The 23,200-nt window shown below is 70.5% G+C and carries 26 protein-coding genes; 9 read left to right on the forward strand and 17 right to left on the reverse strand.

What is annotated here, in order from left to right; translation table 11 throughout:
• Positions 1-2 precede the first annotated feature (2 nt).
• Both KOI35_RS26710 and KOI35_RS26715 read right to left on the reverse strand, forming a co-directional pair.
• Complete coding sequence (locus tag KOI35_RS26710) at positions 3-1,076, reverse strand: ATP-binding protein (protein WP_215791632.1); 1,074 nt, start codon at positions 1,074-1,076, stop codon at positions 3-5.
• A 14-nt stretch (positions 1,077-1,090) separates the two neighbouring features.
• The gene (locus KOI35_RS26715) at positions 1,091-4,744 is read right to left on the reverse strand and encodes a WGR and DUF4132 domain-containing protein (RefSeq protein WP_215791359.1); all 3,654 of its coding nucleotides are present in this window, start codon (positions 4,742-4,744) and stop codon (positions 1,091-1,093) included.
• A 138-nt stretch (positions 4,745-4,882) separates the two neighbouring features.
• On the opposite strand from KOI35_RS26715, the gene KOI35_RS26720 reads away from it, so the two are divergent.
• Both KOI35_RS26720 and KOI35_RS26725 read left to right on the forward strand, forming a co-directional pair.
• Complete coding sequence (locus tag KOI35_RS26720) at positions 4,883-5,833, forward strand: type VI immunity family protein (protein WP_215791360.1); 951 nt, start codon at positions 4,883-4,885, stop codon at positions 5,831-5,833.
• Entirely contained in the window at positions 5,830-6,048 is a 219-nt protein-coding gene (locus KOI35_RS26725) for a hypothetical protein (protein WP_215791361.1), read from the forward strand. Before KOI35_RS26720 ends, KOI35_RS26725 begins: the two co-directional genes overlap by 4 nt.
• A gap of 2 nt (positions 6,049-6,050) precedes the next feature.
• On the opposite strand, the gene KOI35_RS26730 is transcribed toward KOI35_RS26725, so the two are convergent.
• The 3 genes from KOI35_RS26730 to KOI35_RS26740 all read right to left on the reverse strand — a co-directional run bounded on the left by KOI35_RS26730 (position 6,051) and on the right by KOI35_RS26740 (position 8,602).
• Positions 6,051-6,491, reverse strand: coding sequence for a hypothetical protein (locus tag KOI35_RS26730; protein WP_215791362.1), 441 nt, complete (start codon positions 6,489-6,491; stop codon positions 6,051-6,053).
• Between the two features lie 277 nt (positions 6,492-6,768).
• Positions 6,769-7,665 (reverse strand): hypothetical protein, encoded by an 897-nt coding sequence (locus KOI35_RS26735; protein ID WP_215791363.1) that lies wholly within the window; start codon positions 7,663-7,665, stop codon positions 6,769-6,771.
• Entirely contained in the window at positions 7,655-8,602 is a 948-nt protein-coding gene (locus KOI35_RS26740; RefSeq protein WP_215791364.1) for an IPT/TIG domain-containing protein, read from the reverse strand. The genes KOI35_RS26735 and KOI35_RS26740 overlap by 11 nt, the downstream gene beginning before the upstream one ends.
• Positions 8,603-8,940: 338 nt before the next feature.
• Here KOI35_RS26740 and KOI35_RS26745 point away from each other — a divergent pair, with 338 nt between their 5' ends.
• The 3 genes from KOI35_RS26745 (at position 8,941) to KOI35_RS26755 (ending at position 10,408) form a co-directional block, all read left to right on the forward strand.
• Positions 8,941-9,225: a hypothetical protein gene (locus tag KOI35_RS26745; protein WP_215791365.1), complete on the forward strand. Its 285-nt coding sequence runs from the start codon at positions 8,941-8,943 to the stop codon at positions 9,223-9,225.
• Between the two features lie 134 nt (positions 9,226-9,359).
• The gene (locus KOI35_RS26750; RefSeq protein WP_215791366.1) at positions 9,360-10,061 is read left to right on the forward strand and encodes an energy-coupling factor ABC transporter permease; all 702 of its coding nucleotides are present in this window, start codon (positions 9,360-9,362) and stop codon (positions 10,059-10,061) included.
• Positions 10,058-10,408: a PDGLE domain-containing protein gene (locus KOI35_RS26755; protein WP_215791367.1), complete on the forward strand. Its 351-nt coding sequence runs from the start codon at positions 10,058-10,060 to the stop codon at positions 10,406-10,408. The genes KOI35_RS26750 and KOI35_RS26755 overlap by 4 nt, the downstream gene beginning before the upstream one ends.
• A gap of 104 nt (positions 10,409-10,512) precedes the next feature.
• Here the strand turns inward: KOI35_RS26755 and KOI35_RS26760 are convergent, their stop codons facing one another.
• Positions 10,513-10,950 (reverse strand): Fur family transcriptional regulator, encoded by a 438-nt coding sequence (locus KOI35_RS26760; RefSeq protein ID WP_215791368.1) that lies wholly within the window; start codon positions 10,948-10,950, stop codon positions 10,513-10,515.
• Positions 10,951-11,015: 65 nt separating this feature from the next.
• On the opposite strand from KOI35_RS26760, the gene KOI35_RS26765 reads away from it, so the two are divergent.
• A complete protein-coding gene (locus KOI35_RS26765) occupies positions 11,016-11,648 on the forward strand; it encodes a GNAT family N-acetyltransferase (protein ID WP_215791369.1) in 633 nt (210 codons plus the stop codon).
• 31 nt (positions 11,649-11,679) lie between these two features.
• Here the strand turns inward: KOI35_RS26765 and KOI35_RS26770 are convergent, their stop codons facing one another.
• The 9 genes from KOI35_RS26770 to tsaD form a co-directional block, all read right to left on the reverse strand.
• The gene (locus tag KOI35_RS26770; protein ID WP_215791370.1) at positions 11,680-11,928 is read right to left on the reverse strand and encodes a hypothetical protein; all 249 of its coding nucleotides are present in this window, start codon (positions 11,926-11,928) and stop codon (positions 11,680-11,682) included.
• The gene (locus KOI35_RS26775; RefSeq protein ID WP_215791371.1) at positions 11,928-12,590 is read right to left on the reverse strand and encodes a class I SAM-dependent methyltransferase; all 663 of its coding nucleotides are present in this window, start codon (positions 12,588-12,590) and stop codon (positions 11,928-11,930) included. The genes KOI35_RS26770 and KOI35_RS26775 overlap by 1 nt, the downstream gene beginning before the upstream one ends.
• Complete coding sequence (locus tag KOI35_RS26780; RefSeq protein WP_215791372.1) at positions 12,587-13,357, reverse strand: ABC transporter ATP-binding protein; 771 nt, start codon at positions 13,355-13,357, stop codon at positions 12,587-12,589. The genes KOI35_RS26775 and KOI35_RS26780 overlap by 4 nt, the downstream gene beginning before the upstream one ends.
• A complete protein-coding gene (locus KOI35_RS26785; RefSeq protein ID WP_215791373.1) occupies positions 13,354-14,319 on the reverse strand; it encodes an ABC transporter substrate-binding protein in 966 nt (321 codons plus the stop codon). Before KOI35_RS26785 ends, KOI35_RS26780 begins: the two co-directional genes overlap by 4 nt.
• 10 nt (positions 14,320-14,329) lie before the next feature.
• Positions 14,330-15,397, reverse strand: a complete 1,068-nt coding sequence (locus KOI35_RS26790) for a FecCD family ABC transporter permease (RefSeq protein ID WP_308121166.1) — start codon at positions 15,395-15,397, stop codon at positions 14,330-14,332.
• An 89-nt stretch (positions 15,398-15,486) separates the two neighbouring features.
• Positions 15,487-15,738, reverse strand: a complete 252-nt coding sequence (locus KOI35_RS26795) for a superoxide dismutase (RefSeq protein WP_215791374.1) — start codon at positions 15,736-15,738, stop codon at positions 15,487-15,489.
• Between the two features lie 2 nt (positions 15,739-15,740).
• The gene (locus KOI35_RS26800; RefSeq protein ID WP_215791375.1) at positions 15,741-16,370 is read right to left on the reverse strand and encodes a superoxide dismutase; all 630 of its coding nucleotides are present in this window, start codon (positions 16,368-16,370) and stop codon (positions 15,741-15,743) included.
• Between the two features lie 80 nt (positions 16,371-16,450).
• Positions 16,451-17,149 carry a GTP-binding protein gene (locus tag KOI35_RS26805; protein ID WP_281420237.1) on the reverse strand — a complete coding sequence of 233 codons (699 nt, stop codon included), beginning with the start codon at positions 17,147-17,149 and terminating at the stop codon, positions 16,451-16,453.
• Between the two features lie 12 nt (positions 17,150-17,161).
• Positions 17,162-18,187 carry a tRNA (adenosine(37)-N6)-threonylcarbamoyltransferase complex transferase subunit TsaD gene (gene tsaD / locus KOI35_RS26810; RefSeq protein WP_215791376.1) on the reverse strand — a complete coding sequence of 342 codons (1,026 nt, stop codon included), beginning with the start codon at positions 18,185-18,187 and terminating at the stop codon, positions 17,162-17,164.
• Positions 18,188-18,230: 43 nt separating this feature from the next.
• Here tsaD and KOI35_RS26815 point away from each other — a divergent pair, with 43 nt between their 5' ends.
• Positions 18,231-18,659 (forward strand): Fur family transcriptional regulator, encoded by a 429-nt coding sequence (locus tag KOI35_RS26815; protein ID WP_215791377.1) that lies wholly within the window; start codon positions 18,231-18,233, stop codon positions 18,657-18,659.
• Here KOI35_RS26815 and def read toward each other — a convergent pair.
• Entirely contained in the window at positions 18,656-19,186 is a 531-nt protein-coding gene (gene def / locus KOI35_RS26820) for a peptide deformylase (RefSeq protein ID WP_215791378.1), read from the reverse strand. The two genes, KOI35_RS26815 and def, sit on opposite strands and share 4 nt — an antisense overlap.
• Before the next feature lie 50 nt (positions 19,187-19,236).
• Between def and alaS the strand changes: the two genes are divergently transcribed.
• Together alaS and KOI35_RS26830 are read left to right on the forward strand one after the other, a co-directional pair.
• Positions 19,237-21,840: an alanine--tRNA ligase gene (gene alaS, locus KOI35_RS26825; RefSeq protein WP_215791379.1), complete on the forward strand. Its 2,604-nt coding sequence runs from the start codon at positions 19,237-19,239 to the stop codon at positions 21,838-21,840.
• Positions 21,837-22,091 carry a superoxide dismutase gene (locus KOI35_RS26830; protein WP_215791380.1) on the forward strand — a complete coding sequence of 85 codons (255 nt, stop codon included), beginning with the start codon at positions 21,837-21,839 and terminating at the stop codon, positions 22,089-22,091. Before alaS ends, KOI35_RS26830 begins: the two co-directional genes overlap by 4 nt.
• Positions 22,092-22,094: 3 nt before the next feature.
• Here KOI35_RS26830 and nicT read toward each other — a convergent pair whose 3' ends face one another.
• On the reverse strand, positions 22,095-23,189 hold the full coding sequence (gene nicT, locus KOI35_RS26835) for a Nickel transporter NicT (protein WP_215791381.1): 1,095 nt from the start codon (positions 23,187-23,189) through the stop codon (positions 22,095-22,097).
• Between the last annotated feature and the right edge of the window lie 11 nt (positions 23,190-23,200).

The raw sequence follows: 23,200 nt of genomic DNA on the forward strand, positions 1-23,200 counted from the left end.
GCTCAGCCGGGCAGCAGGTGCCGGGCCGCGTGCAGCGCCCGCCACTGCCGTCCGCTGCGCCAGGTGACCTGCTGTTCCAGATAGCGCCGCAGTTTCGCCAGATCCTCCTGGTTGTCCTTGGCCGCGGTGCCGGCCAGGCAGGTGACCAGATCCTCGGCGGTGCCCGGCTCGCCGCGCAGGAACCAGCCGCGCAGCCCGACCGCGTGCGCCACCGACACGGCCTCGGCCGTGCTCATCACCGCGGACAGCCGGTCCATCGAGTCACCACGGGCGGTTTCCCCGGTACGCAACTCACGGAACGTGGTGACCAGCACCTCGAGCACGTCCCGGCGCGGCGCCGCGGTCACCCCGGAGCGGCGCAACAACGCCGATGCCTCGGCCTCGACCAGGGACAACTCGGTGTCGAAGTCGGCGATCGGGAACACCGTCTCGAAGTTGAACCGCCGTTTCAGCGCCGAGCTCATGTCGTTGACGCCGCGGTCACGGGTGTTCGCGGTCGCGATGATGTTGAAACCGTCCCGGGCGAACACCATGGCGTCCCGCCCGGTCAGCTCGGGGATCGCCAGCACCCGGTCGGACAGCGGCGACAGCAACGTGTCCTGCACCTCGAGCGGACAGCGGGTGATCTCCTCGAAGCGGACCGTACGACCCTCAGCCATGCCGCGCAGCAGCGGTGCCGGGACCAGCGACCGGGTCGACGGCCCGTCGGCGACCAGTAGCGCGTAGTTCCACGAATAGCGGATCTGGTCCTCGGTGGTGGCCGCACCGCCTTGAATGGTCAGCGTGGACTCGCCGCTGACCGCCGCCGCCAGCAGTTCCGACAGCAGCGACTTGGCCGTGCCGGGCTCCCCGACCAGCATCAGCCCGCGGCTGGTGGCCAGACTGATCAGCGCCCGGTCGATCAGTGACGGGTCGCCGACGAACTTGCGGCTCACCTTGGCCTTGGCGTCGCCGACGATGAACGCGCGGGCCGCCTGGACGCTGAGCGCCCAGCCGGGCGGCCGTGCGGCGGTGTCCCGTTCGCGCAGCCGGGCCAGCTCGTCGGCGTAGCGGACCTCGGCCGGCGGCCGCTGCATCGGCGTCGGCGCGCTCACGCGGTCACCTCGGTCAGGTCGCGGATCAGCTCGGAGGCGGCCACCGCGTCGAGTCGCCCGAGCGGCAGGCTGCCCTCCCGGCGCCAGTAGTTGCCGGTCCCGTCGTACAGCCAGATCCTCTGCAGTTTCTGCTCCGGGAAGATGTCCATCGCGCCGACGGCGATGCCCGGGTCGAGGTCGACCCGCAGCTCGGTGCCGGCGGCCAGGGCGAACGCGATGTGGCCCTGCACCCCGCCGTCCTGCGGCAGCTCGCGCAGCCAGCCCTTGCGTTCCAGGCCGATCACCTTGCCGGTGGGCACCTCGGCGCCCTGGAAGCGGGTCAGCTCCAGACCCGCTGCCTCCGGCTCGGTCAGCGCGAACGTCTCCCGGCTCAGCTGCGGGAACGGCTGCAGAATCTCGTAGTCGGCGAACACCTCGGCCCAGTCCGGCAACGTGTCGCCCAGGTGCAACGGGTGCGCCACCCCGACCGTTGCGTCGGCGGCCAGCTCGACCGGCTCGTCCTGGGCGTCGGCGTACGTGCGGTCCTCGGCCACCCGCACCGAGCCGGTCAGCGCGCCATCGGTGTAGACGCCCCAGACCAGGCGCCGCACCACGTGCCAGACGAGCGGGTGGTCCACGAACAGCCGCTGGAACTCGTCGCCGGTCCACCGGCGGCCGGTCACCATGGCCCGTTCCAGGCGGCGGATCTGGTCGGTCGCGACCGTCCGCACGTCCTTCTTCAGGGCCGAGAACTGCTTGAACGCCGCCGGGGCGAGTTCGGCGTCGTCACGGACACCCGGCTTGGGCAGTGCCTTGAGGTGTTTGCCGGAGGCGTCGGCCACGTACGGGCGCAGCTGCTCGTCGAAACCGACGGTGAACTGCCGCGGCCCGTAATCCAGGATCATGCTGCCGTCGGCGGCCAGGGCGAAGTCGGGGACCAGACGGTCGGCCAGCTGCTCGGCGGTCAGGCCGAGCGCCTCGGCGACCTCGTCCATCTTCTGGTTGGCGGCCGCCTTGAGACCCTTGAACTTGGCTCGCTGCGCAATGCCGTGCAGGTGCATCAGCGCCACGTCAGTGCCGATGTCGGCCAGGATCTGCACGCCGGTGACCGCCCGCTGATGACCGCCCTCGCCCGGCCAGGCCAGGATCATCGGGGTCAGCCGGCGGACCGTCTCGTCGTCGCCGATCAGGCCGAGCGCGTCCAGCGCCCAGTTCTCCTTGGAGTTGCCGCCGGTGGCCTGCCAGCGTTGGAACATCCCCCAGCCGAACTCGGCCAGGCTCTCCGGGTCGCAGGCCTGTTTGACCAGCGCGACCCCGGCGTACGGCTCACCGGGCTTGCCGAGCGCGAAGACGGTGACCAGGTTGGTGATCGCGTCGGCGGGCAGCGCCCCGGAGCCGTCGCGCAGCCGCACCGGCGGCAACAGGCCGGGCGTGGCCCAGGCCGGCACGGACGGCATCCTCGCCGGCAGCACAGCCAGCGGATCGGTGGAAAGCAACGTCTCGATCGCCTCGGCGGCACCGGCGCCGTACGCGGCACCGGCGGCCCGCACCGCGTCGCTGTGCCCGTTCGCGGCCAAGGCGAGCAGCGCCTGCTCGGCCTGACGCCGCGCGACCCCGGCCACGCCCAGCGCGTTCGGAACCAGTGCCCGCGCGGCGTACGCCGGGTGCCGCAGCAGCCAGGCCAGCGCAGACTTGCGTACGCTCTTGAGCCGGGCCAGCCAGTCCGCCGCCAGCACCGCGATCTCCGGGGCGGCGAGCGGCTGGATCACCTCGGCCATTTCCGTCGCGCTGCGGCGGGCCAGCGTGAGCACAGCGGGCAGCACGCGCAGCCCGAACCGGGCGACCGCGACCCGCATCCACCGGTTCACATCCCACAGGTCACGCGGGTCATAGGCGTTCAGGACGGGCAGGGCGATCGCCTCCGGCCCCTCGGCGAACAACAGCGTCGCCTCATGCCACTGCGCGCGATTGTCCCGGACCCGCTCGGCGATCTGCGGCCAGTTGCGGTCGCTGTTGCCGTATGTGTTGACGCTGGTCTCCCGCCAGGCCTTCTCCTCGCCGTCGCGCCAGATCAGCGCGGGCGGATCCTGGGCGGTCAGACCTCCGATCACCGCCGGCTTGGCGGCCCGTTTGCGGTTCGTCCAGGGCGGGTTCGTCAACAGCGGCGGTACGGCCCCGGCGGGCGCCTCGACGACCGAGTCGGCACTGTCCACGACGGACTGCACCCGGGCCGCGGCACCCGGATCGAGCTGCGGCAGCAGGTGTGCCGTGAGGTCCCGGTGGGCCAGCACGTGCGCGCGCAGCAGATCCGGTACGACCTTGCGAGCGGGTGAGGCGGCCAGCAGGCGCAGCGCCCGCGCCGGGAAGCGGGCGGCCGCCTCGAGCAGGGCGGGCTGCACGTATTTGCCGTCGACCCGCTCGATCAGCCCGGCCATCGCCTCGTCGGTCGGCAGACCGGCGACCATCATCAGAAGCCGGCGGCGCGCGTCGGCGTCCGAGAAGTCGCGGTCCAGCCAGGCGAACAACTGTGTCGAGGCATCGACGCCGGCGCCGTCCAGAAGGGTGGTCAGCATCGTCATCGAACCGACCACCAGATGCTCCTGCGCCAGCGGGCCGACCTGGGCGATCTGGGCCGCGGTGGTGGCCGAGAGAAGCGTGACCGCGCACAGGTAGGAATCTTGGGCGGCGGCCGCGGCGGCAAAGTCCTCGTCGACCCAGGCGGTCTCGGTCGGCGCGATCAGCGAGGTCGCGGCCCGCTGGTAGCGGCCGTCGGCCCGCTTACGGGCCAGCAGCGCCACCGCGGCGGCGTAGTCCTCGTCCGGTGCGCCGGCCAGCATCGACCGCACCCGCAGCCCGATCACCAGGGCGGCGTCGACCCGCCAGGCCGCCCGGCTGTCGGTGCCGGACATGTGCACCACCGGGGCCGGCTGGGCGCCGTACGACTTCTGGTCGCGCAGTTTCAGCGCGAACAGTTCGGAGGCCGCGTCCACGGCGAAGAGCAACCCGTAGTGGGCCAGCCACTCATCAGCGAAGGCGCTCAGCTTCTCCACCTCGCCCCAGTTGCCCACCGCGGTGGCCAGCGCGACCGCCGCGGCGCCACCCGGGGTGACGCCCGGTTCACCCTTGAGCCAGGCCAAGCCACCGGTGGCCAGGTTCGGTTCGGTGTCCTGGTTGCCGAGCATCAGCCAGACAAAGTCGGCCTGCTTGCCCGAGTAGCGCGGCACCGTGGAGAGCAGCTTCTCGACGATGGCCCGCGACTTCGGGTCCGGCGTCACCGGTGTTGCGTCCCGGTCCCGGCGAGCCGCCCGATATCGTTTCCAGGTCGCCGGGAGCACGAACGAGTCCTCGTCCTCGACCAGGACTGCACGCGCGGCCGGCACCGGCGCGGCGTCCGAACCGGCGGCCGGGGCCGGGGCGGTAGACGCGGGCGGAGGAGAAGAATCCGGGCCCGCGGCCACGACGCCGACTGTCGTCTCCTTGTAGCCCTTGCGCACTTTCTCGGCTATCAGCTTCGCTTCGTGGTCCGTGGCGCCGGCCGACGTACCGAAAGATTTGACCTTGGTCTGTCCGTTCGTCCCGACGCGCCCGTATCTGACCGTCACGTCCAGTCCGTCCCGGGTGATCGCCCAGAACTTCGCCGACGTTCCCTCGACGAACTCAAAGCTCCGCATGACAGAGCACCGTAGCGGGCCGGTACGACAAGAATGAGCAGTTCACCGGAGTGCCGGGCCCAAGGCGCTGGGCGGCCTTCTCGACGAACGACTTGCCATGATCGGTGACGGACGTACCAAGAACGAGGGGGCAGGCAGTTGCCGGATTTCGCGACCAGCCAGGCGTCGATGGACTTCGCGCTCGACGTGCAGCTCAACGTGGACTCCTCGGCGGGCGACGCCGGGCAGGTCGCGTACGACTGGCTCGAGCAGGGGTTCGCCGCCCTAGCCGGAGACATCCGGGCGAGCATCGCCGACCTGCCCGCCGACCCCGCAGCAGCCGGTAAGGCTACGGGTGCGGGCGACGGCTTCGCGCAGATCACTGTCTCGCGCCGGCCAAGTGACGATGTGCAACGAGTTCCAACCGAACGGGTCGCGTCACGAGAAGGTTGGCAGTGGCTACAGGCTGAGGTTGCCGACCTGCCGGCCGACCTCAACCTCATCACGGGACGCCTGGACGAGACCGGCATGATGATCGACTCCAGTTTCGCCGGTTTCGTTGCGACCTATCGGGAATCACCCGGGTGGCTTCAGCTTCGGGCCACAGTCAACCGGTCGAAGTTCCTCGCCGTACAGCGGAGCTGGGTGGACTTCGTGTTCTCGTTCGCCGATCGGGTCAACCCTGGATACGGTCAGGTGACCTACGCCTACGAACGGGGAAAGAGCGTCGTGGAGGAGACAACTCAACCGCGCACCCCGGAGAAGTGGCGCAGGAAGCCGGCGGTCACGATCGGGCGGTGCCGGGAGACGTTGCGCGGGTACGGGTGGCTGACCGTCCTGGCGCAAGAGCTCGCGGATCGTGTCGGTGGGGCGAATGCGCTGCGTGGCACGGGCGCCTTTGCGCAGGTTCGGCAGCTGCAGCGGGGCGGCGTCGGCCTGCTCGTCACCGACGACCTGGAGGACTACACCGAGCGGACGGCGGAGCCGGCGTTCCGGGTGCTGGCCCCGTTGCTGCCGCCGGGCGAGCCGTTCACGGTGGGCCGGTCGCCGATGAGGCCGCCCGTCATTGTTGTCCCGGTCGATCCCGCCTCCGTGTCGTTCTCGACGTGACCGCGGTGCTGGATCCGGAAGACGAGGACGGCTGGGGCACTCTGCGCCCGCTGACCGGGGCGCAACGGATCGAGCTGTTCGGCACCGCGCTGAGCCGAGGTGGCGCCGCCGCCATGGACTTCGATTCCATGCCCGCTGCCCGTCCCGCTGGCCGTCGATGGGGACATGCCTGCGCGTCGTGGTTGCATGTGGCTCTGTATCGCGACCGGCGGTGACGTCATCCGGCCACCCGGAGCCGCTCAGCTGACTTGCGGGTGAGCCCTTCCGGAGTCTGGCGTCCTACGCGCTGCACCTCGTCGATGACGTATCCCAGGATGCGTGGGGCCGGGGCGCCCTGAACGGTATCGACCGTCTTGGACCGGCCGTGGCGGTAGCTGACGGTGATGCGGTAGGTGTAGCGGTCGCAGCAGTTGTTCCGCAGCTGGTAGGAGCGGCGCAGTGAGCGGAACTCGGCGCTTCCGGCCGCGCGCAGCGGAGTCCGGCCGCCGACCGTCGACCGGTCCACCACGAACGTGTCGCTGCGTCCGGCGAAGCCGCCGGTCCGCTCCAGCACGATCGCCGTGGCCGCCGTCGACGCCGGTGCGGCCGCTACCGGCACCGCCGGTGCGACCGAGGCCACGGCACAAGCCGCCGCCAAGGCGAGAGTCGTGCGCGCCATCGTCTGTCTCCTCGAAGTCCGACTGTGCCGTGGGGTCGTCACCAACCTCAACTGCCGTACGGGATCTTGGGATACGTGTCGCAGTGCCACTCCGCAGTGGGTGTCCGCCTTTCGATCCGTACGCACGGTGCGCGGAGCGCTGGAGCCAAGTGCGGGACCGACGTACGAGCTACGCCTGCCCCGGCAAGGCCAGCGATCCCCGCTGCTGAACGCAGCCGGGCGGGCGGCGGAATCGGGGTATATGCCTCGATGCAGCAGACCGCGCACCTCATCGGCGTCAGGGCGTGGACGGCCGTAGCTCCAACCGGATGTCGGCGCTGTCGCGCAGCACCAGGACGCGGCCGGTATCGCGGGCCCAGCCGTCGTTGATGAGCAGGTATTTGTCGCCGGAACGCTGCAGCAGCCGCAGGCCGTCGTAGCGGTAGCGGTAGGCGGCGTCCGGGCCGCCGAGCCTGGTCGTGGTGACGCCCGGCGCGGTGATCGCGAGGTCCTTGGCGCTGTAGACGTCGATGAACGCGAGCTGGGACGGCTCGGCCACGATGCTGCCGGCGAAGCCCTCGCCCATGACGCGGGCGAGTCGTTCGGTGTCGGCGATGACCCCGATGGACAGCAGCGCGATCAGCACGATCCGGATCGGAAGACTCCAGCGGTCGGCGGGCCGGACCGTCGCGCGCAGATGATCGCCGTACAGGGCCATCGCCACCGCACTGGTCAGCACCGGCGGCAGCAGCAGGGTCGCCGCCTCGCGGGTGAAGTTCAGCAGGTAGACCGACAGCACCAGCCAGAACAGCCAGGAGCGCAGAAAACCAAAGGACAATTTCCCCCGTACGGTGTCATCGAGCGGGACGATCCACCGGCGATGCGCGACGAGCACGACGAACATCAGCACGAGCAGTGCGACCAGTGGCAGCGACAGGACGTTCACGCTGCGGAGCACGTAGTCGGCCGTGGTGAACTCGAGGATCTTCGAGTCGTAACCCAGGGCCGCCGCCTCGTACTTGGTGCGGACCCAGCCGAAGTAGAACAGCAGCACGGTGCCGGCCGCGAGCGGGGAGACGACGCTGAGGATGGTGCGCAGCCGCTCGGTGGTGCCGGTTTCGTCGTGGTCGTTGCCGGCCGGTCGTGCGGGCCGCCGGCGGATCGGCTCGGCTCGAGGTCGCGGCCTAGGGGGCATGTGACGGCGATCCGGCGGGCTGCTCGTACTCGAACTCCGGTGCGTTGGTCGGGCCCCACGGCCAGCCCTCGACCCAGATGATCGCGCCGGGGTAGTCGCCCCTCGGCGGCACTGTCAGCACTGCGGTCGTGCCGCCTGTGGTGCGTACGGAAAGAATCTCCTCCCCGAAGTGGATCACCGCCGGGTCGGGCAGGTGCTCACCGCGGAGCGTCACCTCGTATCCACCGGCGGCCGGGCCCCGGGCCGGCGTGACCGACCGCAGGCGAGGGCAGGCGAGACTGGTCGCACCGCTGGGGCCGGCGCGACGCAGAACCGTGTCCGGGTGGCGCCGGTGCACCTGAATCAGCGACTCGGTCAGTTCGTACACCGAACGGTTCACGCAGTCGAACCCGGCGTAGGGCACGGCCAGGGCTCGCAGCGCCCGGTCCGCGTCGTCCCACAGCGCCGACCGGCCGTCGAAGGCGGCCAGGCACGCTTGCGACGCGGCGCGGAAGACATCGGCGGTGTGCGGCGCCGACCCGCCGGACGGCGCGTCGACCGAGCGCCGGAGGTCGGCGCACTCGCCCCGGCTCAGCAGGGTGACCCAGGTTTCCATGTCGCTGTCGCCGCCGCCCTCGAGACCGAAGCCCCGAATCCAGTCGATGACGGTGACCGCGCCCTTCTTCGGTACGGTCGTGGCCGGTGCGGCCTGATGCGAAGATCCCGGCGTGATCGCCACAGGACCCGTCCCGGGCGGACGGGTCGCTCGGCCGGTCGACGTCGAAGCGGGCGTCGTCGGTGCGGGGGAGCCTTCAGGAGGCGCGGCATCGGCGGCCGGGCGCGTCTCGGGGTCCGGGCCCCGCAGATATCCGACCAGCACCAGAATCAGCACGGCGAGGAAGGCGACCGCATAGGGTGCCGCCCGCCTCGCGTTTGTCTGCCACGTGCCGCTGCCCACCCGCATCACGCTCCGAGGGGAACGGTAGAGCGGCGTCCCTCCGCGAAACAGCGTGCAGTCCTTGAATCGACAGCCCGCGGGGCGTCCTGGCCCACGCCGCCCGCATCACCCGTTCAAGCCTCGTGAATGGCGAGACGCGGCCAGACCCATGCGATGACGCGCCTGCGATCGATCTCGCCCGCGACGCCGTGGCTCAACCGTTTGAGGAATGACCGGCGGTCGGGTAAGGCCCGTGCGGGGTTCGCTATCGGCGTGCGGGGTTCGCCTTTCTGGTCGCGTGCGGTCTGATCTCGCTGACCGCGGGCCTCCCGTCGCTGGGCGCCTCGATCGTGATGGTCGTGGCGATCGTGATTCACGCGGTGGGGGAGTTGTGGCACGCGGCTGCCGGTTTCGAGGTGTCGTTCGCGCTCGCCCCGGAGCATGCCACCGGTCAGTATCTCGGGGTCTTCGGGCTGGGGGCTGGTCTGGTCGAGGCGGCTGGTCCGGGTCTGCTGATCTGGCTGTGTATCGAGTGGGGTCGTCCCGGCTGGTACGTCGCCGGCGCGATGTTCGCGGTTACGGGAGCCGTGGCGCCTGCTGCCGTTCGATGGGCTCAGCGTCGACCGCTGGTGGTTGAACGGTGAACTTCCGAAGCTGTCGATGTCGGTCCGGTTAAGCGTCGATCTCTACAGTTGCCAACTCTTGGCAGAAGCCAGCAGTCGTCAATATGCTGCCGCTGACCGGGCGTGCGCAGCCCGGCTGCCTCAGGAGGGCGTCCATGGAGACAGTGGCGATGCATATCGCCAACGGGATCGTCAATGGTCCCGTTTCGGCGGTATTCCTGGTGATATCGGCGGCGGCGCTCGCGGTCTGCATCTGGCGGGCCCGGGCCGACCTCGACGACCGGCTGGCGCCGATGGCGGGCCTGGTCGCGGCGTTCATCTTCGCCGTGCAGATGCTGAACTTCCAGGTGCTGCCGGGCGTCTCCGGCCACCTGCTCGGCGGCACCCTCGCGGTCATCCTGGTCGGGCCGTGGGTCGGCGCCCTCTGTGTCGCGACGGTGCTGATCGTGCAGTGCCTGCTGTTCGCGGACGGTGGCCTGACCGCGCTCGGCCTCAACATCTTCAACATGGCGATCCTCGGCACGGCCGTCGCCTATCTGCTGGTCGCGGCGCTGCTGCGGGTGCTGCCCAAGAACCCGGCCGGGCTGTCGACGACCGCGTTCATCGCCTCGGTCGTCGGCGTGGTCGTCGCGTCGCAGGGCTTCGTCTTCCAATACGCGCTCGGCGGCACCACCGACCTGGCCCTGGGCGGCATCGCGGGCACCATGGCCGGCGTCCACGTGCTGATCGGCATCGGCGAAGGACTGATCGCGGCGACCACCGTCGCCACCGTCGCCCGGGTGCGGCCCGATCTCGTGTACGCCCTGCGCCGCTACCGCAAGACCGCCACCCCGGCCCCGATCGGAGCGACCGCATGAGTAAGCGACTGGGATGGTTCCTCGCGGCCGGGCTGCTCGTCGCCGCCCTGCTCGCGGGCGTGGTCAGCAGCTTCGCGTCCGGCAGCCCGGACGGCCTCGACTACGCCGCGCGTCAGGGCTGCACGTTCGACGCCGACGACGAGATCACCGGCGGCACCTGCATGCTCCAGCAGGAGGGCGACCACCAGACGGCCGGCAGCCCCCTCGCCGACTACGGCATCCGCGGCATCGACAACGAGTACCTGTCGACCGGCCTGTCGGGCGTCCTCGGGGTGCTGATCACGTTCGGGATCGGCGGCGGGATTTTCTGGCTGGTTCGCCGACGCGGCACTGTTGCATCTGATTAGCAATTACTAGATGATGGCGTCAGGAACGGGTGTTGCGTGGCCGTGACCCGTCGTTCCGACTTATGAGGGCGTCCCGGGGCGATGATCCACAAGCCGGGGCGCCCTCAGCTCGTCGTGCAGGTCTCGCACAGGCCGGTCAGGGTGATGCTGGTGGTGGCGAACGTGAAGCCGGTGGCGGCTGTGGCCTTCGACAGTGCCGGGGCGATGACTTTGGCCGGGATCTCGGTCTCGCGGCCGCAGCGGGCGCAGACGGCGTGATGGTGGGGCTCATCGGCCATGCCGTAGCGGGCCTCGCCCTGGCGGCCGAGCACGTGCACGACGTGTTCCTCGGCGAGCGCGAGGAGGATGCGGTGCACGGTCGAGCGGTCGATCTGCGGGAATCGGGCCGCGATGGTCTCGTGCACCTGCTGCACGGACAGGTGCTCGTCGGCGCCGACCAGCGCCTCGACCACGGCGCCTTTCGCGATCGTCCAGCGTTTCCCGTTGGCCCGTACGAGGTCGCGGACCGCATCCACCCTGTCGGCCTGCCGTGTTACCGCCACGATCCACCTCTCGCTCGCTGTCGCCGGGGCATCAACCGTAGCGTCCGGACCAGGAGGGATGACTGTTGGTCGCCATCGACCGGCTGACGGCGGGCGAACTCCGCGACCGGCTGCCCCAACTCCACCCCGTCTACCGGCAGTGCTTCGCGGCGCCGCCGTGGAGCGAGTCGCCGGCCGAGCTCGACGACTATCCGGCCCGGCTGGCGCGACACACCGGCTACCCGGGGGCGTACGGCTTCGTGGCGACCGACGACGGCGAACTCGTCGGCGCGGTGTACGGCTGGCCCGCCCCACCCGACCTGCCCGATGGCAGCGACTTCGACCGCGCGGTCCGCAACGCGATCACCCCGGACGTCGCTCCGCTGCTCGTGGCCCCGGCCGCGGTCGTGGCCGAACTGATGGTCGCCCCTGCCCACCGCCGCCACGGCATCGCGCGCGCCTTGCTCACGCGTTTCGTCGACGCCCACCCGCGCGCCTGGCTGGCCACCCACCCCGAGGCCCCGGCGGTCGCGCTCTATGAGTCGCTCGGCTGGATCCGCCGCGCCGCCTACATCGTCGGCGACCTGCCACTGGTCCTCTACACCAGCGAGACGACCTCACCGCGCGAGGCGGCGCTGCCCCGGGAGTCGTCCTGCCGGGCGGACCGCCCGCTGTCCCAGACCCCCGTCGACCGGCGCCCGCCGAGCCGGAGAATCTGACCCCCCATCCCGATACTGCTGCCGCTGCAGCTCAGCATTGCTCGCGACCGCCTTGGCCGTCGCGCCGCCAGGTGACCAGCTCGTCGAGCGGCTTGCGGCGGCGGGCGACCTTTGCCGTGGGCACGCCGGGATCGTCGGCCGGGTAGCCGAGCGTCATCACCCCGGCGACCGCGACATCGCCGGGCAGGCCGGCGACGGCGGCCAGGGCCGCGCGGGTGGCCGGGTCGGTGCGGTAGTCGCGGACCATGCGGCGCCCGCGTAGTGCGTCGCGGAACTCCATCAGAGGTGGCCGGTGATGAGGTACTGCATCTGGACCTCGTGGTTCGGGGCCACACCGTACTTCTCGTCGAGCTCGTGGATGGTTGTCAGGGGTGTGACGGTGACGTCGCGCAGGCCGGCGCCGGACAGGACGGCGGCGGTCTGGTTGATGTCGGCGGCCTGGGCCAGGGGCAGGGCCGCCCACACCGACGGGTCGTAGAAGTCCTGGGGGCCGTGCGGGAACCACGTGCTGTCGACGACCGCGATCGTGCCGCCGGGGCGTAGCAGGCGCATCCAGTTCTGCACCGCGAGGGCGGGGTCGCGCAGCGTCCACATGACGTACCGTCCGGTCACAGCGTCGAACGAGGCCGGCGGGAAATCAGGCGCCACCGCGTCGCCCAACCGGAAGTCGGGGCCGGGGTAGGCGGCGCGGGCCTGATCGAGCATGCCGAGGGACAGGTCGATGCCGGTGACGCGGTGGCCCAGGCCGGCCAGGATCGAGGCGACCTGGCCGCTACCGGTGCCGACGTCGAGCACGTCGCCCACGGGGAGCGGGAGCGCGCCCGCCCAGACCTTCGACCACGCCGCAATGTCGTCGACGAGGCGCTGTGGCTGCAACTGGTAGGCGGCGTAGCTCGGCGCGCGGCCGGTCCAGTAGTCGTTGATGCGGTCCTGGGTGGTCATACCGACTCCTCGAAGGGCTGGAACAAAAGGTGCAGGTGGCCGTCGAGATCGAGGCGCTTGATGCCGATGCCGTAAACCGGTTCGAGGACTGCCGGGTCGAGCACCTCGTCGACGGTTCCGGCCGCGGCGACCCCGCCCGAGCCGAGCAACACGAGGTCGTCGCAGTAGCGGGCGGCCAGGTTGAGGTCGTGCAGCACGACGACCGAGCACGTTTCCAGGCCGCGTACCAGGCGCAGGACCTCGTGCTGATATCGGATGTCGAGGTGGTTGGTCGGCTCGTCGAGCAGCAGGTGCGTGGCCTGCTGGGCGAGCGCGCGGGCGATCAGCACCCGCTGCCGTTCCCCGCCCGACAACCCGGCAAAGGCGCGCGGGCCGAGGTGGGTCGCGCCGACCCGGGCCAGGCAGCGGGCGGCGATCTCGTGATCGGCCTGTCCGGTGCGCTGGAACGTCGACAGGTGCGGGCCTCGGCCCAGCAGCACCATCTCGGCCACCGTGAGCGGCGCGTCGAAGCCGCCGGTCTCCTGCACGACGACGGCCATCCGCAACGCGGCCTCGCGTGCACTCAAGGAGCTGAGTGGCGCGTCGTCCACGCTCACCGTTCCGGACGGGCTGCGCAGCGCGCCGTAGAGGAGCCGCAACAGCGTGGTCTTCCCGCTGCCGTTCGGCCCGATCAGCCCCAGCACGCGGCCCGGCCGCGCGGTCACCGAGACCCGGTCGATCACCGGGTTCGCGCCGTAGCGCCAGGAGACCTCGGCCGCGGTGATCAAGCCGGGAACCGTTCCACGATCTTCTCGAGGCCGTCGATGGACAGCGGCGACGGCGGTTCGGTGAAGTTGAACAGCTGCGTCATGACGTTCTTTCCCTGTACGGCCTTGAGCTGCGAAGCGCCGGGCAGACCGGTGAGCGCCTTCTCGACCGCCGCCGGGTCGCCGTCGCTGTAGAGCAGGATCAGCACGTCGGGGTTGCGGCCGAGCAGCTCTTCGAGCGTCACCTCGAAGACGCGTTCCGTGGAGGAGGCGAAGACGTTGGTGAACCCGGCCGCCTCGAGCTGGGGATGGGCCATGGAGGCGCTTCCGTACGCGTACGTGACGCCACCGCCGACGGTCGGGTACAGGACTGCCGCCGTACGGGAGGAACTCGGTTTTTGGATCTTGGACATCCGCTCCTTGAGGGCGGTGACCGCGGTGGCCGCTTCCGTCGATTTTCCGAAGACTTTCCCGTACGACTCCATCTGCGCGTAGATGTCGTCGAAGGTGGGCACCGCGGTGCTGCCCTCGCACAACGCCGGCTCCTCGAGCAGCGGGATGTCCACCGCCGAGAGGGTGTCGCGGGACAGGTTGTCGACCTGGCCGAGCACGAGGTCGGGCTGCTGGCTGATCACGACCTCCTTGCTGATCTGCAGGTGACCGCTCGTGTCGGTCTTGTCGGTCAGCAGCGGGATCTTGTCGAGTTCGGCCAGGGTGGCGTCGTCGTAGTAGGCCTTCGGGTATTGGCCGGCGCGGGCCGTGACCCGGTCCATGACGCCGAGGTCGTGCAGGTAGGGCACGGCGGCGCTTTTGAGCATGACGACGCGTTCGGGTGCCTTGTCGAACGTGACGTCGGCACCGCAGTTCTTGACCGTGTACGGGTATCCCGCACCGGCTTCTGTCGAGGTGGCTTCGTCGGAGGCGCCGCAGCCCGCGACGACGGCGAGCAGCACGAGGGCGGACGCGGTGCGGAGGGATTTCATCGGGTTCCTTTCAGGCGCCGGTGGCGTGCAGCCGGCGGATGAGGACCAGGAGGAACGGGGCGCCGAGCAGGGCGGTGATGATGCCGATCGGGATCTCCTGCGGGGCCAGCAGCACCCGGGCGATCACGTCGGCCCAGACGAGGAGGATCGCGCCGAGCAGGGCGGCGACGGGCACGACACGTACGTGGGAAGCGCCGACCAGACGACGGGCGAGGTGCGGCACGACCAGGCCGACGAAGCCGATGCTCCCGGACGCCGAGACGAGCACGCCGACGCACAACGAGACGATGACCAGAAGGCGTACGCGGAAGCGGTCGGGGTTGATCCCGAGGGTATGGGCGGTCTCGTCACCCACGGCGAGCGCGTCCAGGCGGCGGCCGACGACGGTGAGGTAGAGGATCGTGCCGCCGATGACGAGAGCAGCCACCGTCAGGAGGGCGTCCCAGCGGGCCAGGCCGAGCGAGCCGAGCAGCCAGAACATCACCGAGCGGGCGCCCTCGGCCGATCCCGACGCGAAGATGAGGAAGCTGGTCGTGGCGTACAGCGCGTAGCCGACGGCGACGCCGGAGAGCAGCAGCCGGATCGACGTGATGCGGCCGCCGCTGCGCGCGATGAGGAAGACGAGCAGGGACGCGGCCAGCGCGCCGAGGAAGGCGCTGGTCGACAGGGCGTACTGGCCGAAGCCGGCGCCCGCTCCGAACAGGATCGCGGCGGCGGCGCCGCTGGACGCGCCGGAGTTGATGCCGAGCAGGTAGGGGTCCGCGAGCACATTGCGGACCATCGCCTGCAACGCGACACCGCAGACCGCGAGGCCCGCGCCGACGAGCACGCCGAGCAGGACGCGGGGGAGGCGGACCTGCCAGACGATGGCTTCCTGCGGCGGCTCCCACGTCACGTCGCCGAGGCCGAACAGTTGGTGGGCGAGGATGCGGGCCACTGTGGCCGGTCCGATCGCGATGGCTCCGGTGCCGACCGCGATCACGCCGGTGGCGAGCAGCGCGGCGGTCAGGCCGAGCAGCCGGAACGTCGTACGACGTCGTTGCGCGCCGACTCCGAGGACGTCGTGTTCCCGGATCACCGACACGCCTCCGCTTAGTTGTTGCCAAGAAGTAGCAACAACCTAACAAGGTGATCAGCGGCCGTGGAAGACGTGCGGGTTGTGGCCCATCACTCAAGATCGCCGGAGGCGGCGGCCATGTGCAGGCTCAGTTCCTGCACGATCTCGTCCATGCTCTGGTCGGTCTGAGCTCGGAGAATGCTCAGGGCCAGGTGGGCCAGCAGTTCGAAGGCCCGGGTGCGGGCCTGCTCGTCCGGGAACGCGGCGAGCAGATCCTGCGCGCCGGCGAGGTCACCGCGGTGCTTGGCCGCGATGACCCCGGCGGCACGTTGCGCGCCGGCAAAAGCGTCGGCGGCGTCCATCGTCAGGGCGCGACGATGATCGGGTTGCCGGCGGCCCGGGCGGCGTCGAAGCGCTTGGTGACGTCCGTCCAGTTCACCAGGTTCCAGAGGCGGTCGACGTAGTCGGGGCGCACGTTCTTGTACTGCAGGTAGTACGCGTGCTCCCAGGCGTCGAACACGAGGATCGGGGTCGAGCCCTGACCGACATTGCCGTGGTGGTCGTAGATCTGCTCGACGATCAGGCGCTGCGACAGCGGCTCCCAGGCCAGAACACCCCAGCCCGATCCCTGTACGCCCTTGGTCGCGGTGGAGAGCTGGGCCGAGAACGCCTCGTACGAGCCGAAGTGCTCGATGATCGCGGCTTCCAGGTCACCCTCGGGGCGGTCGGCGCTGCTGCCCGGGCGCAGGTTGTTCCAGAAGATCGAGTGCAGCACGTGGCCCGAGAGGTTGAACGCGAGCGTCTTCTCCAGGCCGACCAGGGCCGAGTAGTCGCCCTTGTCGCGGGCCTCGGCGAGCTGGTCGAGGGTGTCGTTGCTGCCCTTGACGTACGCCGCGTGGTGCTTGCTGTGGTGCAGTTCGAGAATCTGACCGCTCATGGCCGGCTCGAGTGCGCCGTAGTCGTAGGGCATGTCAGGAAGCGTGTAGATGGCCATGCTCAACCTTCCACTTGCCGGTTTGAAGCTATTGCCATCATCTTGCAACACCAATCGAGCGGCATTTGAGTAAGGCTGCCCTATGTCACACCGCCGCGGCGGGCGGCAGGTGGGACCGGATCCAGGCGGCGACCTCGGTGGCCCCGCGGTCCTCGGCCAGCGACTGGAAGATCGTGGGCAGGTCGCCGCGGCGGGCCTTGGCGTCGTGGTCCATCACCGACAGGTCGGCGCCGACCATCGGGGCCAGGTCGGTCTTGTTGATGACCAGCAGGTCCGCCGGGGCCGCCCTTGCGCGGCACCTTGTCGCCGCCGGCCACGTCGACCACGAAGATCTGGAGGTCGATCAGGCCCTTGCTGAACGTGGCGGTCAGGTTGTCGCCGCCGCTCTCCAGCAGAACGAGGTCGAGCGGGCCGAGCGCGGTCTCGAGCTCCTCGATCGCGTCGAGGTTGGCCGAGATGTCGTCGCGGATCGCCGTGTGCGGGCAGCAGCCGGTTTCCACGGCCCGGACGCGGTCGGCGGGCAGCACGCCGTTGCGGAGCAGGAAGTCGGCGTCTTCGGTGGTGTAGATGTCGTTGGTGACCACGGCCAGGCGCAGTTCATCGGCCAGCGTGCGGCACAGGGCGGCGACCAGGGCGGTCTTGCCCGAGCCGACCGGGCCGCCGATGCCGACGCGCAGCGCGCGGTGGCCGCCGGTCAGCGGCGCGTGCGGGTCGACGCCCGGGTCGGGGTGGGTGTGCGGCACTTCGCCGGGGCCGTGGACGTGGGCTTCCAAGGTCATGGTTACTCCCGATCAGGCGTGGGTGAGAGCGTGGGTCAGGGTCACGGTCGGTTGCATGGCCAGGTCGAGCGGGCTCGGTGGCAGGCCGGCCCGGGCGACCAGGTCGCCGACGGCGGCGATCATGGCGCCGTTGTCGGTGCACAGGCGCGGCGACGGCACGCGCAGGGCGATGCCGGCCGCGGCGCAACGTTGCGCGGTCAGCGCGCGGACCCGGCTGTTCGCGGCCACGCCACCGACCAGCAGCAGGGTGCCGCAGCCGTGCGCGCGGCAGGCGGCGACCGCCTTGCGGGACAGGGTGTCGGCCACCGCCTCCTGGAACGACGCCGCGACGTCGGCCACCGGCAGCGGGCCGGGGTGCCGCTCGACCCAGCGGGCGACCGCTGTCTTGAGGCCGCTGAAGGAGAACGCGTACGGCTCGTCGCGCGCGCCGGTCAGTGGTCGCGGGAAGGCGATCGCGGCCGGGTCGCCGTCGCGGGCCACGCGGTCGATCGCCGGTCCGCCGGGGTAGGGCAGGCCGAGCAGCCGGGCCACCTTGTCGAACGCCTCGCCGGCCGCGTCGTCGTACGTGTCGCCGAGGTGGACGATCGGGTCGCGGGCGAGGTCGCGGAGCACGAGCAGCGACGTGTGCCCGCCCGAGACGATCAGGGCGACGCACCGATCGGGCAGCGGCCCGTGCTCGAGGACGTCGACCGCCGCGTGCCCGGCGAGGTGATGGACGCCGTACAGGGGAATGCCGAGCGCGAGCGAGAACGCCTTACCTGCCGCGAGGCCGACCTGCACGGCCGAGGCCAGCCCGGGACCGGCCGTCACCGCGACCGCCTCGACGTCGCTCAGCTGCACCCCGGCCCGATCGACGGCGTGGCGCACCATCGACGGCAGCGCCTCAAGATGGGCGCGGGCGGCGATCTCGGGGACGACGCCACCGAACCGGGCGTGCTCGTCCATGCTCGACGCCAGCGCATCACCGAGCAGCACCCCGTCGCGGACCAGGCCGACGCCGGTCTCGTCGCACGAGGTCTCGATCCCCATCACGAGCATTGCTGCATCCTATTGGTTGTTGCCAGCAATTAGCATCTACGCCATGGCGGACGATCGGCAGCAACGGGTGGCAGCGATCCGCGAGCGTCTGCGCAGCGACGGCCGCCGGTGGACGGTCGTCAAGTGCGCGCTGGTCGAGGCCCTGATCGACAGCTGCGGCCACCTGTCCGCGCGCGAACTGCACGAACGGCTGGCCGGCCGATACCCGCAGACCGATCACTCGACGGTCTACCGGACCCTGCACGCGCTGGCCGACGCCGGTGTCGTGCACACGCTGGGCCGTCCCGGCCGCGTCCGCTATGGACTGGCCGATCGGCCGCATCACCACGCGATCTGCGCCCAGTGCGATGCGGTTGCCGAGATTCCCGCCGGCGAGGTGCACGGCCTGCTCGACGCCACCGAAACCCGTACGGGCTTCTGCTTCTCCGGCCAGAGCCTGACCCTGGCCGGTCGCTGCGCCAACTGCGGCTAGACGCCGACCCCCGGATGGTCGGCGCTCTCGGCGAGCAGCTTCTTGCGTTGTTTGGCGGGCAGGCGGTCGACGTAGAGCAGCCCGTCGAGGTGGTCGGTCTCGTGCTGCAGACACCGGGCGAGCACGCCGGTGCCGTCGATGCGGATCGGGTTCCCGGTCATGTCGAAGCCGGTCACGTACGACGTGGCAGGTCGCGGCAGCGCGGCGTGCGGGCCGGGCACCGACAGGCAGCCCTCGGTGTCGTCGTCCAGCTCACGCGTCACGGGCAGGTGCAGCACCGGGTTGACGACGTGGCCGACCACGTTCGTGCCCGAGGCGTCCGGGCAGTCCACGACGAACACGCGGGCATCGACGCCGATCTGGTTGGCGGCCAGGCCCACGCCGTTGGCCGCGGCCATGCTGGCGAACATGTCGGCCACGAGCTGGGCCAGGTCGTCGTCGAAGGCCGTCACGTCGGCGCAGCGCCGGTGCAGCACCGGGTTGCCGTAGCGGGTGATCGGTCGTGGGGTACCGGAACGCGTCTGCACAGTCAGCAATACTATGTAACTGCAATCGACCGGCAATAAGGGGTGCGTTCATGCGGACGGCGGAGATTAAGCGGCGCTATCTGGCGCATTTCGAGGCCAACGGGCACACGGTCGTGCCGAGTGCCCCGTTGCCGGCCATCGACGACCCCAACCTGCTGTTCATCAACGCCGGCATGGTGCAGTTCGTGCCCTACTTCCTGGGCCAGCAGACCCCGGCGTTCAAGCGTGCGGTCAGCGTGCAGAAGTGCATCCGCACGCCGGACATCGACGAGGTCGGCAAGACCTCGCGGCATGGCACGTTCTTCCAGATGAACGGCAACTTCTCGTTCGGTGACTACTTCAAAGAGGGCGCGATCAAGCTCGCCTGGGAGTTGTCGACGGGTGCCTACGGTCTCGACCCCGAGCGGATCTGGGCGACGGTCTACCTCGACGACGACGAGGCGTTCGACCTGTGGCGCAAGATCGGGGTGCCGGCCGAGCGGATCGTGCGGCGGGGTAAGAAGGACAACTTCTGGTCGATGGGCATCCCCGGTCCGGCCGGTCCGTGTTCCGAGCTCTTCTACGACCGCGGCCCCGCGTACGGCAGGGACGGCGGCCCCGAGGTCGACGAAGACCGGTTCATGGAGTTCTGGAACCTGGTCTTCATGCAGTACGAGATCACCGACGTGAAGTCGAAGTCGGAGTTCACGGTCGTCGGTGACCTGCCGCAGCAGAACATCGACACCGGCATGGGTCTCGAGCGGGTCGCGTCGCTGCTGCAGGGCGTGGACAACCTGTACGAGATCGACGAGGTGCGGCCGATCCTGGCCCGCGCGGCCGAGATGACCGGCAAGAAGTACGGCGCGAAGTCGGGTCATGTCGCGGGTGAGTCGCACCCCGACGACGTTCGGCTGCGGGTGATCGCCGACCACGTGCGGACCGCGCTGATGCTGATCGGCGACGGCGTCACGCCCAGCAACGAGGGCCGCGGTTACGTGTTGCGACGCATCATGCGCCGCGCGATCCGGGCCATCCGGCTGCTCGGCTGGCAGGAGCCGGCGCTGCCCGAGCTGCTGCCGGTGGCGCGGGACTGCATGGCGCCGTCGTACCCCGAGCTGGCCGCCGACTTCGAGCGGATCAGCCAGGCCGCGTACGGGGAGGAAGAGACCTTCCTCGGTACGCTGCGCGCCGGCACCACGATCCTCGACACCGCCATCGCCGACACGAAGAAGGCCGGCCGCTCGGCGCTCGCCGGTGACAAGGCGTTCCAGCTCCACGACACGTACGGCTTCCCGATCGACCTGACCCTCGAGATCGCCGCCGAGCAGGGCCTCGACGTGGACGCGGACGGCTTCCGGGTGCTCATGGCCGAGCAGCGCGCCCGGGCCAAGGCCGACGCGAAGGCACGCAAGACCGGGCACGCCGACCTCTCGGCCTACCGGACGGTGCTCGACGCGAACGGGCCGACGGACTGGCTCGCGTACGAGACCCTGGAGACCGACTCGCGGGTCCTGGCCGTGTGGGGCACGGGCGAGATCGTCACCGTCGCCCTCGACCGCACGCCGTTCTATGCCGAGAGCGGTGGCCAGGACTCGGACGCCGGCCTGCTCACCGGCCCGAGCCTGCGCGCCGAGGTGATCGACGTGCAGCGCCCGGTCAAGGGCCTGGTCGCCCACACCGTACGGATCCTCGACGGCACCATCGCCGTCGGTGACACGGTGCACGCCGCCGTCGACCCGGAGTGGCGCGTGGGGGCAAGGCAGGCCCATTCCGGTACGCACGTCGTGCACGCCGCGCTGCGGCACGTGCTCGGCCCGTCGGCGTTGCAGTCCGGCTCCTACAACCGGCCCGGCTACCTGCGCCTCGACTTCGCGTGGCGCGGCGGCCTGTCCGACGTGACCCGCAGCGAGGTCGAGGAGGTCGCCAACCAGGCCATCCGCCGTGACCTGCCGGTCGGCGTGCGCTACGTGCCGCTCGAGCAGGCCCGCCACGAGGGCGCGCTCGCGCTGTTCGGCGAGACCTACGACGAGACCGTACGGGTCGTCGAGATCGGCGGCGACTGGTCGCGCGAGCTGTGCGGCGGCACCCACGTCGACCGCTCGGCCCAGATCGGCTCCCTGGCCGTGACCGGGGAGTCCTCGGTCGGCGCCGGCCAGCGTCGTATCGAGGCCGTCACCGGCATCGAGGCGTTCCGCTACCTGGCCCGCGAACGCGACCTCGTCGGACGGCTCGCCGCCCAGCTCAAGGCCCGGCCCGAGGAACTGCCCGACCGGGTGACCGCGCTGCTCGCCCGGATGAAGCAGACCGAGAAGGAAGCGGCCGACCTTCGGGCCCGGCTGCTCGATCTGGATGCCGAGGAATACGCGGCGGGCGCGGTCGACGTCGGCGGCATCGCCTACGTCGGCGTGACCATCACCGGCGACGGCAAGACGCTGGCCGAGAAGGTCCGCAACCGGCTCGGCAACCGCCCCGGCGTCATCGGAGTCCTCGCGGGCCCGGGCCTTGTCGTCGCGCTCACCCCGGCCGCCGTCGACCGCGGCCTCTCGGCCGCCCACCTGGTCAAGCTGCTGTTGTCCGGCCGCGGCGGCGGCAACGCCGGATTCGCCCAGGGCAAGGCCACCGGCGACCCGGCCGAACTGCTCGTCCAGCTGCGGGACCTCGTCGGCGCGGCGTGAGCCCCGAGTCGGCGGCGCTGCTGGCGGGCATGCAGCGGGCTGTCGGGATCATCGCGGCCCGGCATCGCGGTGACCTCGACGGCGCGCGGGCGCTGACCGGCGCGTTCGCCGACGACGCCGAACGCGCCCACGCCTTCCTGCTGCTCACCGAGCTGTCGCTGACCATCGTCAGCGACAGCGCCGGCAGCGATGTCGAGACCGTCGTCCGGGACCTCTCGCTGCGGCTGGCCGCCCTGGCCGCCACCGAGTAACGCTCAGTCGCTGGTGAGGCCGGCCGACCAGCGTTCCTCGATGCGGCCGAAACGCCAGACGGCCAGGGCGACGATCCAGGCCACCACGAACAGGGCGACGATGCCGTAGCCCGCGTAATCGAGCGGGATCGCGCCGATCGCGGCGAGCGGGCCGGTGGTGATGTGGGCCTGGTCGTCGAGCACACCGATGAGTTCGATCGTCCCGATGATCAGGGCCACCGCCACCGAGATCGACGTGATGGTGATGTTGTAGAACACCTTGCGTACGGGCTTGGCGAACGCCCACCCGTATGCGTAGTTCATGAAGACGCCGTCGAGCGTGTCCATCAGGCACATGCCGGCCGCGAACAGGATCGGCAGCACGAGGATGGAGTAGAACGGCAGGTTGAACGCGGCCGCGCCGCCCGCGAGCACGAGCAGGCCGACCTCGGTGGCGGTGTCGAAGCCGAGCCCGAACAGCACGCCGATCGGGTAGATGTGCCACGGCTTGCGCACCGATTTCGTGAGCCCGCCGAGGAACCGGTTCATGAAGCCGCGCTTGTTGAGCTGGTCCTCGAGGGCCTGCTCGTCGTAGTGGCCGCGGCGCAGGTTGCGGAAGACCTTGATGACGCCGACGAGCACGACGAGGTTGAGGATGCCGAGGACCCACAGGAAGACGCCGGACACCGAGGCGCCGATGACGCCGGTGACCGAATGCAGCGCGCTGCCGTCGTCCTCGACCTGACCCGCGAGGGCCTTGACGCCGACGGACAGCAGGAACGCGAGCGCGAACACGATCGTCGAGTGGCCGAGCGAGAACCAGAACCCGACCGACAGCGGTTTGCGGTCCGACTCCTGGATCAGTTTGCGGGTGGTGTTGTCGACCGCGGCGATGTGGTCGGCGTCGAACGCGTGCCGCAGCCCGAACGTGTAGGCCAGGATGCCGACGCCGACGGTGAAGACCGGATGCACGCCGCCGAGGTGGAAATGCTGCGGCACGACCAGCCCGAACAGTACGGCGAACCCGACGACGTGCAGCAGCACGATGAAGGCAGCCATGCCGCCCAGGGATCGCCAGTCGCGCCGGGTGAGGCTGCGCCGGAACTCGGTTGATGTCATGTCAGGACCTC

The sequence above is a fragment of the Paractinoplanes bogorensis genome (assembly GCF_018829635.1).
Classification (GTDB): Bacteria; Actinomycetota; Actinomycetes; order Mycobacteriales; family Micromonosporaceae; genus Actinoplanes; species Actinoplanes bogorensis.

Bases quoted from the DNA above. Each gene is read 5' to 3' on its own strand.
- KOI35_RS26795 (WP_215791374.1), bottom strand. From the start codon at position 15,738: ATGGACGCCGCCGACGCTTTTGCCGGCGCGCAACGTGCCGCCGGGGTC.
- nicT (WP_215791381.1), bottom strand. From the start codon at position 23,189: ATGACATCAACCGAGTTCCGGCGCAGCCTCACCCGGCGCGACTGGCGA.
- KOI35_RS26715 (WP_215791359.1), bottom strand. From the start codon at position 4,744: ATGCGGAGCTTTGAGTTCGTCGAGGGAACGTCGGCGAAGTTCTGGGCG.
- alaS (WP_215791379.1), top strand. From the start codon at position 19,237: ATGCGGACGGCGGAGATTAAGCGGCGCTATCTGGCGCATTTCGAGGCC.
- tsaD (WP_215791376.1), bottom strand. From the start codon at position 18,187: ATGCTCGTGATGGGGATCGAGACCTCGTGCGACGAGACCGGCGTCGGC.
- KOI35_RS26815 (WP_215791377.1), top strand. From the start codon at position 18,231: ATGGCGGACGATCGGCAGCAACGGGTGGCAGCGATCCGCGAGCGTCTG.
- KOI35_RS26770 (WP_215791370.1), bottom strand. From the start codon at position 11,928: ATGGAGTTCCGCGACGCACTACGCGGGCGCCGCATGGTCCGCGACTAC.
- KOI35_RS26735 (WP_215791363.1), bottom strand. From the start codon at position 7,665: ATGCCCCCTAGGCCGCGACCTCGAGCCGAGCCGATCCGCCGGCGGCCC.
- KOI35_RS26805 (WP_281420237.1), bottom strand. From the start codon at position 17,149: ATGACCTTGGAAGCCCACGTCCACGGCCCCGGCGAAGTGCCGCACACC.
- KOI35_RS26775 (WP_215791371.1), bottom strand. From the start codon at position 12,590: ATGACCACCCAGGACCGCATCAACGACTACTGGACCGGCCGCGCGCCG.
- KOI35_RS26785 (WP_215791373.1), bottom strand. From the start codon at position 14,319: ATGAAATCCCTCCGCACCGCGTCCGCCCTCGTGCTGCTCGCCGTCGTC.
- KOI35_RS26730 (WP_215791362.1), bottom strand. From the start codon at position 6,491: ATGGCGCGCACGACTCTCGCCTTGGCGGCGGCTTGTGCCGTGGCCTCG.
- KOI35_RS26800 (WP_215791375.1), bottom strand. From the start codon at position 16,370: ATGGCCATCTACACGCTTCCTGACATGCCCTACGACTACGGCGCACTC.
- KOI35_RS26710 (WP_215791632.1), bottom strand. From the start codon at position 1,076: ATGCAGCGGCCGCCGGCCGAGGTCCGCTACGCCGACGAGCTGGCCCGG.
- KOI35_RS26750 (WP_215791366.1), top strand. From the start codon at position 9,360: ATGGAGACAGTGGCGATGCATATCGCCAACGGGATCGTCAATGGTCCC.
- KOI35_RS26755 (WP_215791367.1), top strand. From the start codon at position 10,058: ATGAGTAAGCGACTGGGATGGTTCCTCGCGGCCGGGCTGCTCGTCGCC.